A 17,977-nucleotide genomic window follows, 5' to 3' on the forward strand; every position below is an offset into this window, starting at 1 on the left:
CTCTTCCGACACATCACTAGGATGGCTCCACGACGTCCCCTCGTTCTGGAGGTCCTGTGGCCCAGCTCCTGGTACTCACCTCAGCCGCGCCCGGCGACGTCCTGCCGAGTCTCGGTCTGCTGAGCCACCGGATCCGTCACGTCCCGGCCGAGGCCGCCCAGCTGGTCAACGCCCCGCAGAGCGACCTGATGTTCGTGGACGCCCGCCTCGACCTCGTGAGCGCCAAGGCGCTGTGCAAGATCCTCGCGACGAGCGGCTCGACGACGCCGGTCATCCTCGTCGTGACCGAGGGCGGGCTCACCGCGGTGAACAGCGAGTGGAACGTCGACGACGTCGTGCTCGAGAGCGCCGGGCCCGCCGAGGTCGACGCGCGCATCCGCCTCACCACGGGACGCGCCGCCAAGAACCCGTCGGGCTCGAAGATCCAGGCCTCCGGGGTCGTCATCGACGAGGCGAGCTACTCGGCGAAGGTGCGGGGCCGGCCGCTCGACCTCACCTTCAAGGAGTTCGAGCTCCTGCGCTTCTTCGCCTCCCACCCCTCGCGCGTCTTCACCCGCGAGCAGCTCCTGAGCGAGGTCTGGGGCTACGACTACTTCGGCGGCACCCGCACGGTCGACGTGCACGTGCGACGGCTCCGCGCCAAGCTCGGCGACCTCGAATCGCTCATCGGCACGGTCCGCAACGTCGGCTACCGCTTCAACGTGCACGACGACGAGGCCGACCGGCTGGCGGCCCAGTAGTGCTCGCCGTCGTCGAGATGCTCGCCGCCGCCGCGACCGCCGCGGGCGAGGCCCCGCCGTTCTCCGACCAGACCCTGGTCGACGTGCGCGCCGGCCGTGCCGCGGTGGTCGGGGACGAACGCGGGGTCGCCGTGGTCCGGGACGGCGAGCTGGAACTCGTCGTCGCCCCGGAGGCCCGTGGCCAGGGCGTCGGGTCGGCACTCGTCGCGCAGGTGCTCACCCCGGGCGCCGGGGGCGCGACGGCGGCCTCGGGCGTTCCGCGCCTCGCGTGGGCGCACGGGGACCACCCGGCCGCCCGCGCCCTCGCCGACCGGTACGGCTGGACTCCGGTACGGACCCTGCTGCAGCTCCGGGCGACGGTTTCGGACGAACCCACCGGGGCCGATGTCCCCGACGGGTACCGCATCGACGCCTTCCGCCCGGGCGACCCCGAGGACGAGGACGCCTGGCTGACCCTCAACGCCGCGGCCTTCGCGCACCACCCCGAGCAGGGCCGGATGACGCTCGAGGACCTACGCGCCCGCGAGGCCGAGCCGTGGTTCTCCGGCGACGACCTGCTGCTCCTGCGCGACGACTCCGGCGCGCTCGCGGGATCGTGCTGGCTCAAGGTCGAGGTCGGCGTCGGCGAGTTCTACGCGGTCGCGGTCCGGCCGGACCTGCAGGGGCGTCGGCTCGGCGGGGTCCTGATGCGCGCGGGCTCGGCCCGGCTGGCCAGTCGTGGACTGACCGCGTCTGCGCTCTACGTCGAGGGCGACAACGAGCCCGCGCTGGCGCTCTACCGCCGGTCCGGCTTCACGCAGCACGCGATCGACGTGCAGTACGCCGCAGGGTCCGGCCGGTAACATGACGCGAGGTCGACGAGGGGTCGACCGGGGGCAGTCGGGGGCAACGTGACGGAGCAGGGTCGGGCGCAGTACGGCCGCGGCGAACCGCTCGGTGCGTCGTACCGGCTGGTCGACCTGCTCGGCACCGGCGCGACCGGCGAGGTCTGGCGCGCCGAGCACACCGCGACCGGGGAGCACGTCGCCGCCAAGCTGCTGCGCGCCGAGCTCGCCGCCGACCCGACCGTCGTCGAGCGGTTCGTCCGCGAACGCACCGTGCTGCTCGGCCTGCAGCACCCGTCGATCGTCCGGGTGCGCGACCTCGTCGTCGAGGGCGACCGACTCGCGATCGTCATGGACCTGGTCGGCGGGGGCTCCGCCCGCGACCTGCTCGCCGACGCCGGGACGCTGCCGCCCCGGGACGCCCTGACGATCACCGCCGAGACGCTCGACGCCCTCGCCGCCGCGCACGGGCAGGACGTCACCCACCGCGACGTCAAGCCCGACAACGTGCTGCTCGCGTCCCCGTGGGCACCCGGCGCCACGGGCGACGTCCGGGTGTCGGACTTCGGGATCGCGTCCGTCATGGCCGACCGGCAGCGCACCACGACCGGGCTGCTCGGCACGCCGCAGTACATGGCCCCCGAGTCGATCAGCCAGGGGCGCTCGGGCCCCGCGGCCGACGTGTACGGCACCGGGGTGATGCTCTACGAGCTGCTCGCCGGACGCACCCCCTTCGCTGGACCGGGCACCGACTTCGCCGTCGCCTACCGCCACGTCACCTCGGACCCGCCGCAGCTCGACGTCCCCGCGTCGCTGTGGTCGGCGATGTCGACGATGCTCGCGAAGGACCCGGCCGCACGACCCGCGGCGGCCGACGCCGCGGCCACCCTGCGCCGCCTCTCCCGGCAGCTGGCCGACGCCCCGGCGCTGGCCCCGACTGCCGATCCGGAGTCCTTCGCCGAGGTCGAGCGGCCCGCCACCGTGGTGCGCGGACTCCGTCCAGGCGGCGGTACCGCGTCCGACGGTCCCCCGGCGGACGGCTCCGGCCCGTCACCCGCTGCGGAGGACGCCGGACCGGTGCCCGAACTCGGGCAGGCGGGCTCGCAGACGGTCTTCCGGCCGCTCGCACGCCCTCCGGTCGCCGCCGCTCGCGAACCCGAGGCCCCGGCGCGCGGCCGGTGGCAGCGCCCGGACTGGCTCACGAACCGCATGCTCGGGCTCGGTGCCCTCGGCGTGGTGCTCGTCGCCGCACTCGTCGTCGGCGGGGTCGTCTGGCTCCCCGGCGCCCTGGGCGGCAAGGACACCCCGAGTGCGGCCCGCACGGCGCAGGCCGCGAGCGCCTACCAGCAGGACCGTCCGCTGCCGACCGGACTCTCGACGACCCGCAAGGCGACCGTCGACCCGCAGGCCGGCACGGTGGACCTGTCGATCACGTACGCCGCCCAGTCCGCGACGCTCCGCGGCCCGCTGCTCGAGGTGGTGCCCGGGGTCGGAGCGCGGTCCGAGTGTCCCGCGGTGACGTGGACCGGCGACGAGGTGAGCGGTGCCCGGAACCAACCGTCGCTGACCGGCGTCGACGTCCGCTGCGGCTGGACGCTCTCCGACGTGGTGGTCCCGGCGGGCGAGGACCTGACCGTGCAGGCGACCGTGCGGCTGTCCGACGTGCCCGACCAGGCCGGGCTCCAGGAGTGGCTCGACGCGGCGGGCAGCGCGACCACGACGGCCGTCACCGACCAGGCCGTCACCGGGACCTCGTACCCCGTGCAGCGACTGCAGGGCGTCGAGGTCCGCACGCCCGACCGCACGGTCAGCCAGACCACGCTGCCCGTGACGCTCGTACCGGTGTGGCCGAGCGGTGCCGACGAACTGAACCCCCTCTACCGCAGCCCCTCGACCGGGAAGCCGTCGGAGATGCTCACCGACGTCGCCGGCGGGGAGGCCGGGGTGCGCTTCGCCGACGGGTGCTCGGGTGCGCTGGCCGTGTCCTCGGACGGCCTCGTCGTGACCGCACTGTCCGTCGCGCCGTCCTGCACCGTCCGCGCGACGGTGGGCAACTTCACGGACCTCGAGAGCTCGCCCTTCGGCATCACCACCCGCGACTGACCGGCGTCCGCCCTCGCGGGACGTGACGTGGGTCACGCCGGGAGGCGCGCGGCGGGCGTGCACCGCGACTCCCGGTCGCGGATCCGCCGGACGGGAGGTGTGTGGCGGCGGTGTGCCGTGCCTCCCGGTCGCGGACCCGCCGGACGGGAGGCACGTGGCGGCGGTGCGATGCGCCTCCCGTCCGGTGGTGGTCGCGCCGGTCAGGCGCCGGCAGCGGCCGTCTGGACGAGCCGGACCGCACCGCCCGATGCGGCGTAGCCGCGGCCGACGGTCAGCGCGACGGGGGCCCGTCTCGGCAGCGTGACACCGAGCAGTTCGCCGTCGTAGTCGACGTCGGGCTGCAGCAGCACGCCGCAGCGGGACTTCCGGACCGATCGCGTCCAGTGGCTGTAGAGCGATCGGAGGTCGGCGGACCGGCCGGCCGCGACCACGCACAGGCCCGGCCGCTCGGAGGACAGCAGCGAGGCGATCGACTGGTCGGCGTCGTCGAAGCGTTCGGCGTCGTCGACGAGCAGCAGGACCGGGCCCCGCTCCAGGCGGAGGCCGGCCAGCAGGGCGGGGACCTCGTCCGCACCGACCGCGAGGCGGTCGAACACGCCGTCGGCGAGCGGAGACCGGCGGTCGCAGACCGCCCACACGGCGGGGCGGACGCCCTCGGCGGACCGTGCCAGGTCGGCGAGGGCGAGGAGCACCGTCGACTTGCCGGAGCGCGCCGGGCCGGCGACGAGCACGTGCTCGCCGTCGTAGACCTCGAGCGCCGCGGTGCCGAGGTCGTCCTCCGCGATGCCGACCGGCAGGCGCCACGGCTCGGTGTCGAAACGGGCCGGGGTCCGGAGGTCCTGCACCCGGACCGCATCGGGCAGACGTCCGACGGCGCTCGTCTTCGCCGCGGCGTCCGGCCACGCCGCGGCGACCTCGGCGACGGCTCCGGCGAGGGGCACCGACGGCGTCGCGACGTGGCTCTGCAGCTTCGTCGTCGAGTCGATGTACCGACCCGGCACGGGCGGTGGGACGTCCTTCGGACGGACCCCGATGGACGCGTAGTCGTACGGGTCGGCCAGGCGGAACATCCACTTCTGGGTCGTGACCTCATCCATGGCGGACGGGACGGCCTTCGCCCGCGTCGTGGAGACGGCGAAGGAGATCCCCAGCGCCGGCCCCTCGGCGTAGACGCGGTACAGGGCGTCGAGGAGCTGCTGGCCCTCGAAGTCCTGGTACTCGTCGCGGAGTGCGGCGAGGCCATCGATGAGGACGACGGCTCGACGTCCGCCGGGGCTCGCACGACGGCGTTCGAGGTCGGCGCGCAGGTGTCGGAGGAAGCGGGCCTGCAGCTCGCCCGCCCCGGCGCCGGACCCGACGTAGGCCGTCGTGTGCGGCAGCTGCGCGAGCGGTGCCAGGTCCCCCGGTCCCATGTCCAGGACCAGGAGGTCGAGGTCGTCGGGGCTCGTCGTCCGCGCGAGACGCAGGGCCAGGGCGGACAGGGCGGTGCTCGTGCCGCTGCCCGGGATGCCCATCAGGACGAGGTTGCCCTCGTCGAGGTCCCAGCCGCCGGCGACCTGGCGCTGGTGGTCGGGGTCGTCGGCGAGCGCGACGGGCACGAAGCGGCGGGCACCGTCGGACGGTTCCGGGACGTCTGCCAGGTCGACCCGGGCTCCCAGCGCCTCGGGCCAGATGGGGCGGGGTGCCGCGTACCCGGCGGCGTCGTTCGCGGCGCGGATCGCCTCGATGAGGACGTCGAGGTCGGTGTCGTCCGACGCACTCGGCCCGGGTGCGGGCGCCGGTGCCGGGACGCCGAACACGTCGGTCGGGCGGACGGAGACCGGCTGCTCGACCCGTTCGTCGCGCGCGCGGCCGGTGACCAGGGCGGTCTGCACCGGGGTGATGTCGTCCTGCCCGAGCTTCACGTAGGCGCGGCCGGTCTGCTGGCGGCCGATGCCCGCCGCGGCGGGCACGCCGATGACGTTCGTCGAGTCCTCGCGGCTCTGCACGCGGAGCGCCACCCGGAGGTTCGTGTTCGCGAGGATGTCCTCGCTCACGACGCCGGCCGGCCGCTGGGTGGCCAGCACCATGTGCACGCCGAGCGTCCGGCCGACCGCAGCGATCGCGACGAGCGAGGTCAGGACGTCCGGGAACTCCTTCGCGAGCATGGCGAATTCGTCGACGACGAAGAGCAGGCGCGGCATCGGCTCGGTCGGCCGTGTCGCCAGGTAGGCGTCGAGGTTGTCGATGTCGGCGCCGGCCGTCGCGAAGACCCGCTGACGACGCTCGAGCTCGGCCTCGAGCGCGCGGATGGCTCGGTCTGCCAGCTGCTCGTCGAGGTTGCTGATCGTGCCGATGGTGTGCGGCAGCCGCTCGCAGGCGGCGAAGGCGGCGCCGCCCTTGAAGTCGACGAGGAGGAAGTTGAGCCGGGTGGGGTCGTTCCGGGCCGCGAGGCCGGCGACGAACGAGCGGAGGAACTCGCTCTTGCCGGAACCCGTGGTCCCACCGACCAGGCCGTGGGGGCCGTCGCGCACCAGGTCGATCTCGAGGACGCCGGACTCCGAGGAACCGACCGGGGTCGAGGTACCGGTGCTGGTCTGCCAGAGGGTCCGGATGCCCTCGGCGGTGGTCGTGTCGACGGCGGCGGTCCCGTGGCCCGCGCCAGGGGCCGCGGCGCGAGCGGTGCCGCCAGGGGCCGCGGCACTCCGCGCGAGGAGTTCGGGCAGGCGGACGAGCGACGGCAGCGATGCACCGGGCACCGTGAGTTCGGGGTCGTCGAAGTGGGCGACGGCGCGGGCGGCGCGCTCCGCCGTGTCCGGGGTGAGGCCGGCGAGCACGACGTCCTCGACCCGCGTGCGGTCCTCGGGGCGGTAGACCGTCGCGGCCGCGTCCGCACCGACCGTGACGATGGACGTGCAGGCGGCGGGCAGCTGCTGCTCGTTCGTCGCGATGACGATGCCGCTCACCCGCTGGCGCCGCTCCCCCGGGCGCAGCGACACACCGGGGACCGCGCGGCCCTGGCCGAGCAGGCTGCGTGCCGGGGCGTCGCGGCCCTCGGTGAGGACGTCGGAGTCCACGACGACGAGCAGGTTCGGCGTGGGCAGCTCGTCGAGCGACTCCTGCAGCCCACGCAGGACGGCGGCGCTCTGGTCGCGCTGCGCCGACATCCACCGGGCGCCGGTGCTGCTGCCCGCGACGCGCGTGTGCGGCAGCCAGGAGGCCCAGGACCAGTCGTCCTCGCGGCCCGCGTCGCAGAACACCCCGACCGTCAGGTCCGCGGGTCCGCAGTGCACGGTCGCCTGCGCCAGCAGGCTGCGGGCCAGGGCGAGCGCACCGTCGCGGTCACCGACGATGCCGACGACGCCGGCGTCCGACAGGTCGGCGACGACCGGCGCCGCCGTGAGCCGGCTGTCCGCGATCGCGGCCTTCGCCTCGTCCTCGAGCTTCGACGACGCCGCCCGCTGGTCGACCTCGGGACGCCACGGCGCGTCACCGGTGCCGGCGTGCAGGCTGAGGAAGTCGTCGTCGTCCGACCGACGCTGCCACAGGTCGGTGGTGGGGACGAGCGCTCGACGCACGACGGTCGCCGGGTCGGGCACGAGGTCCTGCCGGCGGGCCGCCTCGACGGCCGCGGCCGCGGCGATCTCGCCGCGGAAGGTCTCGACCGCCTCGGTGAAGCGCGTCTCCTCCTCCTTCAGGTTCTTCGCCCGGCGGTGCTTCTGCTCGAACCACATGCCGATCGCGGTCACGGGGCTGAGCAGCGCGAACAGTGCGAAGCGGGCGTCCCCGAGCAGGAGCACCATCGCCCCGGCGAGCACGAGCGGAGCCGCCACCGTGATCCAGCTGAACTTCGACGCCGGGGCGACGTCCCTGCGCGTCGGCGGGGACACCGGCTCGGAGTCGGTGAGCCGTCCCGGCCGGGGCGGTCGGTTGAACGGCGCCGTGGCGGCCGGCGTGAGGTTGGGCAACGTGCCCGCTGCCGGCACGGTCGTCTCCGGCAGCTCCGGACGGAGCAGCAGGACCGCGCCGCCCACGATGACGCTCGTGGTCCCGGTCAGCAGGACGCCCTCGTCGTCGATGCGCTCCCCCGCGATGACCGTGCCGTTCGTCGACCCGGAGTCGCGCACCCGGACACCGTCGTCCTCGCGCTCCACGGTGCAGTGCTCCCAGGACGCGCTCTCGGTGGGGAGCACGACGTCCGCCTGCGGAGCGCGTCCGACGACGAGCCGACGGCTGCGCGGCACCGGGACGACGACGCCCGCCCCGAGGCCGCCCGCCAGGGTCACGCTCCACCCGTCGACGGCGCGCGGTGGCTCCTCGGTGGTGCGGGCGACCCGGGACCCTTCGAGGAGCACCAGGTCGCGCAACGGGGTGTCGGAGCTCGTCCGGTGACCGTCGACCGCCAGGGGTGTGCCGGGGTCGAGCGGGGTGCCGAGCGACGCCGCGACGAGGTCTCCCAGCGTGGAGGACTCCGCCCACCCGTCGGCCTCGATCGTCTCGCGGCGGTCGTCGAGCTCGATCAGCAGGCGCATGGGCGGTCCTCCCTGGGCGTGGTGCGGCGGTGCGGGTGGTGCAGGTGGGACGGGGTCAGTCGGTCGAGTCGGAGAACCAGACGAGCGCGGGCGTGGCCCCGTCGTCCTCGGTCGCAGCGGCGGGGCGGAGCCCGAGGTCCTGCGCGGAGGCGGCGAGCACGCCGGCGGGATCGCCGAGGGCCTGTCGCGAGCCGAAGTCGAGTGCCGGGCCTGCGAGGCCGTCTCCGGCCCCGAGGTCGAGCCGGGCCAACGCGTCCGACACCGCGGCGGCGTCCGTGCTCCGGGCCGTCCCGACGGCCGTCACGAGCGCCACGACGGCGTCGTGGCTGCGGGCGTCGGCCACGGTCGCCACCGAGGCGAACGACCGGTCGCCCGTGAGGTTCTTCGCGTCCGCGTCGTCGGCGAGGACCCGCACGCCGCCGAGGAACGCCGACATGGCGCGGCCCTCGGCGTCCGAGGACAGGGCACGGGCGTCGTCGGTCTCGACCCCGACGGTGCGGAAGGCGCCGCTGAGGCTGCCGCCCGCCTGGGCGAGCGCAGCCGCGAAGGCGGGGCTGGTGGCCTCGGGGGTCAGGACGACCGGAGCGGTGACGTTGGCCTCCTGGAGTGCGGCGACGAGCGCTCCCTGTCGTCCGGCCGGACCGCTGACGACCACGGCGTCGGAGTCGGGTGCCGCCTGCTCGTCCCCGTCCTGCTCGGCTCCGGCCTGCTCGGCTGCAGCCTGGTCGTCGGCCGTCGTGGCGTCGGTGGAGCCCGCCGCCGCGCCGGTGCGCTGCGCGACGGTGGTGGCGAGAGCGCCGAGGTCGGGTGCGCTCGTCGCGTCGACGACGTGGGCGAACCGCACTCCGGACGGCGCTCCGCCGCCCAGGTCGACGAGCAGCGGCGACGCGGCGTCGCCGAGCGCGTCCTGCAGCGCCGTCGCGACGGACTCCGTCGACGGCGCGGTCGACCAGGCGTCGTCCGCGCCGGCCGCGTACGGTGCGACGACCGGGATGCCGGCGTCGGCCGCTGCAGCGAAGGCACCACGGACGTGGTCGCCGGACGTCGCCACCACGATGCCCGAGACACCGTCGGCAGCGAGCGCTTCGACGGCCTTCCGGGCACCGTCGATCGACCCGCCGTCGTTCTTCGTCACGAGTTGCACGTCCGTGCCGCCGAGCTCCAGGCGGCGCTGCGCCACGAGGGCCCCCTGGGCGGCGTCGTCCCACTGCGCACCCTCGCCGTCACCGAGCGTGACCACGACGCCGATCTTCGTGCCGTCGGGGACGTGGGCGACGCTGATCGGCACCGGGGCCGTCGCGGAGACCGCCTCGGCCGTGGTCGATGCCGAGACACGTACCGCGAGCAGCGCGGTGACGACGGCGGCGACGACGAGGACGGCCACCGCGACGATGATCGCGGTGCGGCGGCGTTTCCGGGTCCGGGCGGCGTCGGGCGCTGCGGTCTCCGCGGGCTCCGCTGCGGCCGCCTCGGTCGAGTGGTCCTGCACGTGGCTCATCGCTCGGCTCCGATCCGGAAGGCGTAGAGCGTCGTCGACGTCGCGCTGGACGGAACGTCGAGACGGAAGGCGGGGAGCTTCGCCGCCCGGTCGAGCGAGGCGCGGAACTGCTGCTGCTGCAGGAGGATGCCCGCGACGTCCTCGGCACGGACGTTGGCGTAGCCGGAGGCGTTCTGCGACGCGAGGGCGAGCTGGTAGTCGGCGGAGTCGGACTTCGCCGCGCTCGTGGCCATCGCGCCGAGGATGCCGGAGCCGTTGACCTCGCGGTCGCCGAGGTCGAGCATCACGCGGTTGAGGTCGCCGGTGAGCAGCGTGCTGGCACCCTCGACGTCGCGGACCGAGGCGCTGGTGCTCGCGTCGATGCGCTGGAGGCTCGCCGCGGTCTGCTCGTCCACGGACGAGGCGAGGCTGTTGCTCTGCTCCTGCAGCGAGCCCTTCTGCTCGTCGATGGTGCCCTTCGACTGCTTCGTCACGTCGTCAGCCGTGGACCGGAGCCCGGCGATGGACTTGTCGAACGCGTTGCGGACTTCTGACGCGTTCGACGACGCCGACTTCGACACATCCGTCACACGCTCGTCGAGCAGCGCCCGGACACTCGACTCGACGCGCTTCTGTTGGTCGTCCGCCGTCTTGCGGAGCTCGTCCTTGACCTTGTCCTGCTGTTCCTTGAGCGCGCCGAGGTCGGCGCCGACCTCGTCCGACTGTGCGACTGCGGCTTCAATGTTGGTCTTCAACTGGTCAAGCTGAGCCGCGGCGCCGGCGTCGTCGGATCCAGCCCGTCGAACGGCCTCCACAGCCGAGCGCACTGCGGCGATGCGGTTCCGCAGTTCGACGAAGGCTCGACCGAATGCACTGTCGGGGTTGGATACGTCGGTGGACTGCTCGATCTCGCCCCATGCTGCCGCCTGCTCGGCGAGACGCTGGTCCATGGGCGCGGAGAAGGGGGCCGGTGGCTTCTGCGGCCCCGGGCCGTCCTCAGACTCGTCACAGGGGGTTGCCGTCAAGTACGCCCGAAGATCGTCCGCCTGCTCCTCGGTGAGACCAGAAGTCGGGCCGCCGATGATCGGGAGGTCGAGGTCGAGGTCGGGGTCGGGGCCGTCCTCGTCCTCTCGCTTCGTGACCAGCGCACAGATGGCATCAGCGAGTGCCGCGTTCTGCGCCTGCATCGACCTCGGGGGGAACGAGTCCTCCGTAACTCCGATGACGTCCCGAGCTGCGGCAGCCTTCACGTGCACCGCATCGACGTCGTCGCCGAGGACACCGATGCTCTGCTCGACGGCGCCGATGCTCTCGTCGAGTTCGTCAAGAGAACCGTTCAGCGACCCCGATGCGGAACCAGCCTGGGAAGCGAGGCCCGCGAGCGCTTTCTGCAGCGCTGCGACCTTGGCGACGGCAGCATCTGCCTTGTCTGTCTGGAGCGAATCTGCGAGCGCCTTTCCGGTGTCCGCGAGTCGGACGGCGGTGGCGGTGATGTCCTTCGAGGACAGGAAGAGTACGCACGTGAACGAAGTCGACTCTGCAGGGCACGTCGCGTCCGTCGGTTCAGCCGGACCGATCGATGCTGCCAGGTCGCTCGTCGCCTGCTGCTTGCACGCCTCGCTCGCGTCGGCGTAGCCCTCGAGCTGCGCGGACACGCGCAGCAGGTTCCCGTAGACGCTCGAGCCCGCTGCACCGGTCTGCGGGACCGCGTTGCATCCCTCACCGTCGAGCACCGCCTTCGGCGCCGTCGCCGACGTGTCCCCGAGCAGCGCGTCGAGGCTGCCCGTCGTCTGCTGCAGCTGCTGCAGCACCGTCGACTGCGTCGCCTGCACGGTCGAGCCGAGGTCACCGTTCAGCGAACCGAGCTCACCCGACAGCGACTGCATCGTGCTCGCGAGCGACGCGCTGCTCTCCTGCAGCCGCTCCGCCGTCCGCACACCGAGGGTCTCGGACGTCGACTCGAGGTTCGTGCGGACCTCGGTGATGGTCCCGCCGGCACGGGCGAGGACCTCGTTGACCTGCGCGATGAGGTCGATCGTCCGACGCTGCAGGGCGAGCTCGGAGTCCGTCTCGGACCCGAACGCCCCGTTCATCACGCCGCTGGTCGACAGGTCGGTCGTCAGCCCGGGCTGCGCCGCGACGTCGATGGCGGGCGTCGAGAAGTCACGGACGTCGGCGACGAGGTGCAGCGTGCTGCTCGCTCCCGACGTCGGCGGCGCCAGCAGCCGGCCCCACTGCACGACTGCGTCACCGGAGGCGTTGGTGCTCACGACGCCGTCGGTGGACGCGCCGCCGTCGACGGACTCGGTCACGATGCGGTCCGGTGCGACCCCGTCGAGGACGGTCGACGCGGCGACGCTGAACGGTGCGCCGACCAGCGCCGGCGTGGAACGGGAGGCCCCTGCGACGTCGTACGACAGGTTCTGCGACCGGACCGTGAGGTTCTCGACGGTGACGTCGATCTCGACGCGACCCGAGTACCCGTCGAGGTCGGCGAGGTCGGTCCCGGAGCGCTTGTCGGTCGTGTACTGCGTGGTGATCCGGAGCGGCAGGTCCCCCGCCGCGTCCTGCACGTCGTGGTCGACGGTCTTCGAGGACGAGCGCTCTCCGGCGACCGAGATCGTCGTGTCCGAGATCGCGTTCACGGCGCCGTTCGTCGTGAGCGTCGTGTCCACCGTCTGCAGCACGCGTGACGGATCCGTCACCTGGTCTTGGTCGGCGGTGCACCCGGCGAGCACCAGCGCGAGTGCGCCCGTGACGGCCACCACTCCCGCGATGCGGCTCCCCTGCCGGTTCCCGGTTCCCCCGGCGCGCGTCAACATCACGATCGTCCCCCTCAAGAATCGACTGCGTGGTCGATCCTAGCCGCTGAAATACCGTGAGGTTCCGTCCTCCACAGGAGGAGACCACCCCCGTTCGAGCCACAGCACGGCGACATGCGAACTTGCGGGGCCTGCTGGAATTGATACTCTGCACAACGCACCCTGGGGGGATCACCGAACACCATCCGGTGGTCGGGGATGCATGATCGAGTGGTCGACCGTCCCGAACGTGGCGGTCGACCACTCGGTCCAGGGGCCGCAGCACGAGGGGGACGACACATGTGGATCACGATCACGTCCGTGGGGATCGCGATGGTGGCGGCGTTCGTCATCACGAGATCCGTGACGGCGGCGACCAAGCACAGCGACCGACGCCGGCGCGAGCGTGGGGAGCCGCTGCCGAACGAGGGCGGTGCGCTCGTCACCGTGCGCCTGCGGACCTTCCAGTGGGTCCTCATCCGCGTGGTCGCCATCATCTTCCTCGTGGTCGGAGCCCTGCTGGCACTCGGCGCCGCCACGACGATCTCGACCGGTGTCGAACCCAGCCTCGTCGTCATGGCGATCGTCCTCCTGCTGGCCGGCATCGGAGGCATCGTGCTCTCCCGCTCGATGCGCCGGACCCGGGTGCTCGCCATGGAGGACCACCTGCTGGTCCGCCAGGGCCTCCACCAGGAGCGCCGCGTCGACCTCGGCGAGATCGCTGCGGTGCTGCCGATCGCGAACCAGTACGGCGGCCTGCAGGCACGTGACGTGACCGGCAAGCGACTCTTCTCCGTGATGGGCCTGGCCCGCGGCTACGCGGAGCTCGAGGCGTACCTGCAGGAGCGCGTCGTCCGTCCCCGCGCGACGGCCCAAGCAGCGCTCCGACCGAACGGCGTCCCCATCCCACCCTGGCGCGGTATCGCGTGCAGCGCCGACTGGACCACCGCCCCGCTCGGTCCCGGCGGTCGCCTGCGTCCGGTGATCCGACTGTTCATCGGTGGCGACGTCGTCGTGCTGCACCCCGCCGAGGTCCGTGCCCTCATCGACGGCCGGACGGCGGTCGCCGAGTCGCACTCGCAGCCCCTCGCGTTCCTCGCCAGCCCGGCGCTCGTCGCCCCGACGTCGCTCGGGGGTCGGCAGTTGGCCGGCCTGCCAGCGGAGAGCCTCGCGCTCCTGTACGACGCGCAGGAGGCACCAGCAGTCGTGCTCCGCCACAGCGATGCTGTCACGTTCCGCGCGTGGGTCAGCGGCCTGCCGCGCTGACCGTCGTCCGCTGATCTGCACGACCCGGACTGGAGGCGCGGTGCAGGTCCTCCGGACGGCCCGCTCTGTCAGGTCGGTCGCCTCGCCCCGTCGCTTGCTGCTCCGGTGACGGTCGCGTGATCACTGGGCCGGCGAGCGGGGCTCCCGAGGCGGCCGCGAGTCCCTCGGCGGAGAGGCACCGGCGCGGTGGGCTGCTGCGACACCGTCGGCCCGCCGTCGAGCCCGCCGCCGAGCGGCGAGCACCTGTCGTCGGGCCTTCCCCCACCGCCGGGTGCGCCTGGTCCGGATCCTCCGCGTGACGCCCTCGACCGTCTGCACCGCGAGGAGCGGCGCCCCGACGGCCAGCAGCGGCAGTGCGGTGAACGCGGAGCCGCGACCTCGATCGACCCTTCCGATAAACATCTCGCGGAGTTCAGCCGACCGGATGCCCACCTTGGTCGGGTCGTTCGGATCCACCATGACGCGCACACGCTCCCCGACGCGGTAGTAGTCCTGGTCGTTCGTCACCGTGTACTCGTCGAGCGCCGTCTCGTACTCGACACCCTCGAACGACCGCCGCGTGACCGGCGTGTACTCAGTCCGACCGCGTCCCTTGTAGCCCGTGAAGTGTGCACGCTCGACGTGGACGACCTCGCCGGTGACGACCACACCGGACCGCCGGAGTGCATCGTCGTAGCGCAGCGCTTCATCGCCCTCGCTGTGCAGGAGCGCCCCCATCGCGGCGACGCAGAACGCCCCCATGCACAGCATGATCGGGCCGAGCTCGCGCAGCCACTCCCCGCCGGCCGTGCGCAGCCCGCGGCCCGCCGTCTCCTTGCGCCGCCGAGGCCCGACGTCCGGGAACAGCACCCTGGCGAGGAACGCGCCGGCGAGCACCGCGGGCAGCCACCCGTACTGCAGCGGCCCCCAGTCCGACGCATGCTCGACGAGGACGCCGAGCACCACGAAGCTCCCGAGGAACAGCACCGTCGGCACGAGGCAGCCCGCCGCCCCGACGCGGACGAGCGCCGCGCCGTAGGCGAGCCCGAAGACGGAGACGATCGCGAACGCCCAGACCGGGACGTCGAAGTGCGCGACCTCGATCCACGCACTGCTGGTCAGGGCCACCGCCACGAGCAGCGCGTGGAAGACCCGGCGTGCTGGGGTCACCGCGCGTCAGTCCTCCCGCTCGGGTGTCAGCAGTCGGCGGTGGTGACCGCGAAGTCGATCGTGCGGTCGGTGCCCTCGAAGACGTACGAGTAGCGCATCACGATCGCCTTCGACAGCAGGTCGCGCGACTCCTTCTTCTGGCAGACGTTCGACACGACCGACGACTTGAGGTCCGCCGCGGTCAGGCTCGCCGGATCGACCGAGGAGTCGATCGTGTAGGCGTAGTCGAGCTCCGCGCCGTCCGCCGTCACGCCGTCCCACCGCGTGACCTCGTCGAGTTCGAGCGGGAACGTGTAGTTCTCGTTGACCTGCTTCGCCGCTTCGGTCGCGAGCGCCGACGGCGACGGCTCGGCGTTGGCGTTGAAGAGCGCGCGGACGCCCACGGAGGCACCGACAGCGGCGAGGACGGACACGACCGGGATGAGGATGCGGAGCGCGACGCTCTTCCCCTTCTTCTCCGGGGTCGGCGGCTGCCAAGCGGGGACACCCGCGCCGGTACCGGCGTAGGGCTGCTGCTGGTACCCGGGCGTCTGCTGGTCCGGCTGCCCGAAGCCGGGTGCCTGCTGCTGGTTCGGCTGCCAGTCGCCGGGCGCCTGCTGGTTCGGCTGCTGGCTCGGCTGCTGGAACCCGGGCGTTTGCTGGTCCGGCTGCACGTTGTTCGGCTGCCAGTCGCCGGGCTGCCCGTTGTTCGGCGTCGTCATGATGGTCCTTCGCGGTCAGCACTCGCGCGCCGGACGTCCCCGAAGTTCCGTGCTCCGGCCGCCCCGCGGCCGGTAGTACACGCCCCCTCGAGCGCCGGCGCCCCCTGTGCGCGGTACTCGATCTCGGGCGCCGGCAGGGCCAGCACCTGCATCCAACGTATCAGGTGGGGATGGCTCCGATCCGGCTCCCGCCCCCGACACGGTCAACCGCGGCAGCATCGCCGCATCGGGTCGCTTCGCGTACGAAGACGGCCTGTCGCACGCGGTGGAGCAGATCCCTCAGCTCGTAGGAACCGCGACCGACCGTGAAGCACCACCTTCCACCAGCGTCGAGACGTCGGGTCGTCTGCTCGATGTTGGCGCCCGTCACGCCCCAGCGGAGCGCGAGCGGCCCGCAGTCCTCCGTCTTGATGGCGATCCCCAGCGTCGAGGCTCCGACGCCTCGCGACGAATACGAGGAGTCGGTGCTCGACTCCGCCGACGAGACCGAGCAGACAATCTTGATCTGATGCCCAGCGTCGTAGCTCTTCAGCGTGATCGGTCCGACGTGAAGGAACAGGGCCGGGACGACCAGGAACACCACGAGCAGCAGCGCGGCGACGACGCGCCCGCGCAACACGCGCCTGTCCATCGTTCTCAGCCTTCCTCGAGCCGCGGCTCAGGGGCAGCCATCGCCTCTGCGATTCCCCGATCTGTCATCGGCCGACACCGCTGTGAGGCAGATCGCGATCGTGGAGCCGACGAAGCAATGCCCCAAGTACCCAACCAGCCATGATCCCGAGGAACCAGACCCGAACAGAGAGCACCGCTCCGACGAGGACGAAGCGGGTCAGGATCGGACCGAGAAAGAAGAGCAAGACGGCCCCCGCCACGGTCCAGCCCGACCCGATGAACGCAAGCACTCCCGTTATCACGATCGCGATCGCCAGGTTGAGCAGGACGATCGAGAGCGTCACCTGCGAAAGACCGAGCACCATCGCGGCGCTTATCGCGAACGCGACGAGCACGAGATTGCCAAGCACTGCACTACTCGTCAGAGGACGGTAGACCCGCACCATCTTCACCTCAGCAGCCAACCCCACTCCGCTCCCTGCCTTGACGCCACCGCCGGTCCCATCGGGCCTCCGCCTCCCGCGCCGGGAGCGACACTGCGCGATGGGCGCCCCCATGATGTGGACACATGGAGGAAGCAGGTAGCGGTCGCGCCGCAGATGCACCGGTTCTCCTCGATAGTCACTCGGCGTCATCCCGTAAAGTTTCGCAGCCAATCACGCCATCGCGACTGCGAAGTCAATCGATACAGACGGTCAAGAGATTCCTTGTACCTGCTTGTCGCCTCGACATCCGGTTTTCCTGTGGCATCGGTCAACACAACGCCGAGTGGGCCTCCAGCCCCAGCCGAAACGGACTCGTGTATTGCCCGGATCAGCGCGACCCGTTCAACCCCTTCGTCGCTCCTGAGCGCCGCCGCCTGTTGCTCGTACCAGCGAGCGGCCTGTACATGGTGCGCCCCGCGCAGGTAATCGCTGACCTCTGCGCAAAGCCGGGACACTTCCTCGTAGTTCGTACTCATCGGTCCTCCGATCACGGCACCAGCGACCAGTATCCCTTCACGTCCGTGGCAGCGTAGCCGCCGGGCACGTACGTCTGATTCGTGCCACCCCGCCAGTAGTCGCCATCAGCGCCAGTCTGTGGAGCAGTCAAACCCTTGTAAGCAGGCATCTTCTTCGTGAACTCTGCAGCGAAACCAGCGTTCTGAATCGAATCCTGACCGCTACTCGCCCACCTGTATGGAAGCGCCTTGTCTTCGCGCACCTGGCTGACGCTTCTGGGCATGTCCGTGAACCAGAAATTACCCGAATGGAACCCGTTCACATCTCCTGAACGGAACATCGGTCCACATCTCGAACCGGCCGGTCTCGCCGTACGAGCGATCGCGCGACACGATGGCGGTCAGGGAACCCAGGTCGGGACCACGCGTACTCGGCGGTCGACCCGTCGGCGTTGGTGCGACGTACCCGTCGACCGAGTCCGTCGTACAGGTACTCCGTCCGCTCCCCGCCCCGGACGGACGCGACGAGTTGCCCGGCCGCGTCGTACTCGAACGTCGTCTCGACTCCGTCGACGACCTCGCGGAGCAGCCGCCCGCCGTCGCCGTACTCCCACTCGGAACCTCCGGACCGGACGAGCTGCCCGGCCTCGTCGTACGCGTACTCGACGCGTCCGTCCGCTCCGTCGATCGCGGTGATGCGCCTTCCGGCGGGACGCGACCTCAAATCCGCTTGTACCCTCGAACCTCCGGGACCGTCCCGAGAACCGACAACAGCGGTCGCAAATTCAGAGAACCTTCGCCCAGCGTGATCCGGTACGTCTTTCCTACCCGGAATTTCGAGGCAATTTCGTCA

At 72.1% G+C, this 17,977-nt stretch carries 13 protein-coding genes; 4 read left to right on the plus strand and 9 right to left on the minus strand.

Going from position 1 to position 17,977, the window contains the following annotated elements; genetic code table 11:
- Positions 1-56 precede the first annotated feature (56 nt).
- Genes M3677_RS15160 through M3677_RS15170 form a run of 3 tightly spaced genes read left to right on the plus strand, consistent with a single transcriptional unit; the run spans position 57 to position 3,667 of the window.
- Positions 57-740, plus strand: a complete 684-nt coding sequence (locus M3677_RS15160; protein WP_066656694.1) for a response regulator transcription factor — start codon at positions 57-59, stop codon at positions 738-740.
- Complete coding sequence (gene mshD, locus M3677_RS15165) at positions 740-1,582, plus strand: mycothiol synthase (protein WP_251160950.1); 843 nt, start codon at positions 740-742, stop codon at positions 1,580-1,582. The genes M3677_RS15160 and mshD overlap by 1 nt, the downstream gene beginning before the upstream one ends.
- Positions 1,583-1,630: 48 nt before the next feature.
- Positions 1,631-3,667, plus strand: coding sequence for a serine/threonine-protein kinase (locus M3677_RS15170; RefSeq protein WP_251160951.1), 2,037 nt, complete (start codon positions 1,631-1,633; stop codon positions 3,665-3,667).
- A gap of 200 nt (positions 3,668-3,867) precedes the next feature.
- Here the strand turns inward: M3677_RS15170 and M3677_RS15175 are convergent, their stop codons facing one another.
- Genes M3677_RS15175 through M3677_RS15185 form a run of 3 tightly spaced genes read right to left on the minus strand, consistent with a single transcriptional unit; the run spans position 3,868 to position 12,480 of the window.
- Positions 3,868-8,178, minus strand: a complete 4,311-nt coding sequence (locus M3677_RS15175; RefSeq protein ID WP_251160952.1) for an FtsK/SpoIIIE domain-containing protein — start codon at positions 8,176-8,178, stop codon at positions 3,868-3,870.
- Between the two features lie 55 nt (positions 8,179-8,233).
- The gene (locus tag M3677_RS15180; protein WP_251160953.1) at positions 8,234-9,676 is read right to left on the minus strand and encodes a hypothetical protein; all 1,443 of its coding nucleotides are present in this window, start codon (positions 9,674-9,676) and stop codon (positions 8,234-8,236) included.
- The gene (locus M3677_RS15185) at positions 9,673-12,480 is read right to left on the minus strand and encodes a hypothetical protein (RefSeq protein WP_251160954.1); all 2,808 of its coding nucleotides are present in this window, start codon (positions 12,478-12,480) and stop codon (positions 9,673-9,675) included. Before M3677_RS15185 ends, M3677_RS15180 begins: the two co-directional genes overlap by 4 nt.
- A gap of 276 nt (positions 12,481-12,756) precedes the next feature.
- On the opposite strand from M3677_RS15185, the gene M3677_RS15190 reads away from it, so the two are divergent.
- Complete coding sequence (locus M3677_RS15190; protein ID WP_251160955.1) at positions 12,757-13,722, plus strand: hypothetical protein; 966 nt, start codon at positions 12,757-12,759, stop codon at positions 13,720-13,722.
- A 120-nt stretch (positions 13,723-13,842) separates the two neighbouring features.
- On the opposite strand, the gene M3677_RS18505 is transcribed toward M3677_RS15190, so the two are convergent.
- The 6 genes from M3677_RS18505 to M3677_RS18585 form a co-directional block, all read right to left on the minus strand.
- On the minus strand, positions 13,843-14,871 hold the full coding sequence (locus M3677_RS18505; RefSeq protein WP_251160956.1) for a DUF3592 domain-containing protein: 1,029 nt from the start codon (positions 14,869-14,871) through the stop codon (positions 13,843-13,845).
- 26 nt (positions 14,872-14,897) lie between these two features.
- Positions 14,898-15,572, minus strand: coding sequence for a hypothetical protein (locus M3677_RS15200; protein WP_066656727.1), 675 nt, complete (start codon positions 15,570-15,572; stop codon positions 14,898-14,900).
- Between the two features lie 160 nt (positions 15,573-15,732).
- Positions 15,733-16,203 (minus strand): hypothetical protein, encoded by a 471-nt coding sequence (locus M3677_RS15205; protein ID WP_251160957.1) that lies wholly within the window; start codon positions 16,201-16,203, stop codon positions 15,733-15,735.
- 64 nt (positions 16,204-16,267) lie between these two features.
- Positions 16,268-16,636: a hypothetical protein gene (locus M3677_RS15210; RefSeq protein WP_251160958.1), complete on the minus strand. Its 369-nt coding sequence runs from the start codon at positions 16,634-16,636 to the stop codon at positions 16,268-16,270.
- Between the two features lie 520 nt (positions 16,637-17,156).
- Positions 17,157-17,387 carry a hypothetical protein gene (locus M3677_RS15215; protein ID WP_251160959.1) on the minus strand — a complete coding sequence of 77 codons (231 nt, stop codon included), beginning with the start codon at positions 17,385-17,387 and terminating at the stop codon, positions 17,157-17,159.
- A gap of 56 nt (positions 17,388-17,443) precedes the next feature.
- Positions 17,444-17,848, minus strand: a complete 405-nt coding sequence (locus tag M3677_RS18585) for a hypothetical protein (RefSeq protein WP_368859915.1) — start codon at positions 17,846-17,848, stop codon at positions 17,444-17,446.
- Positions 17,849-17,977 lie beyond the last annotated feature (129 nt).

Source organism: Curtobacterium sp. P97 (assembly GCF_023712445.1).
GTDB lineage: Bacteria > Actinomycetota > Actinomycetes > Actinomycetales > Microbacteriaceae > Curtobacterium.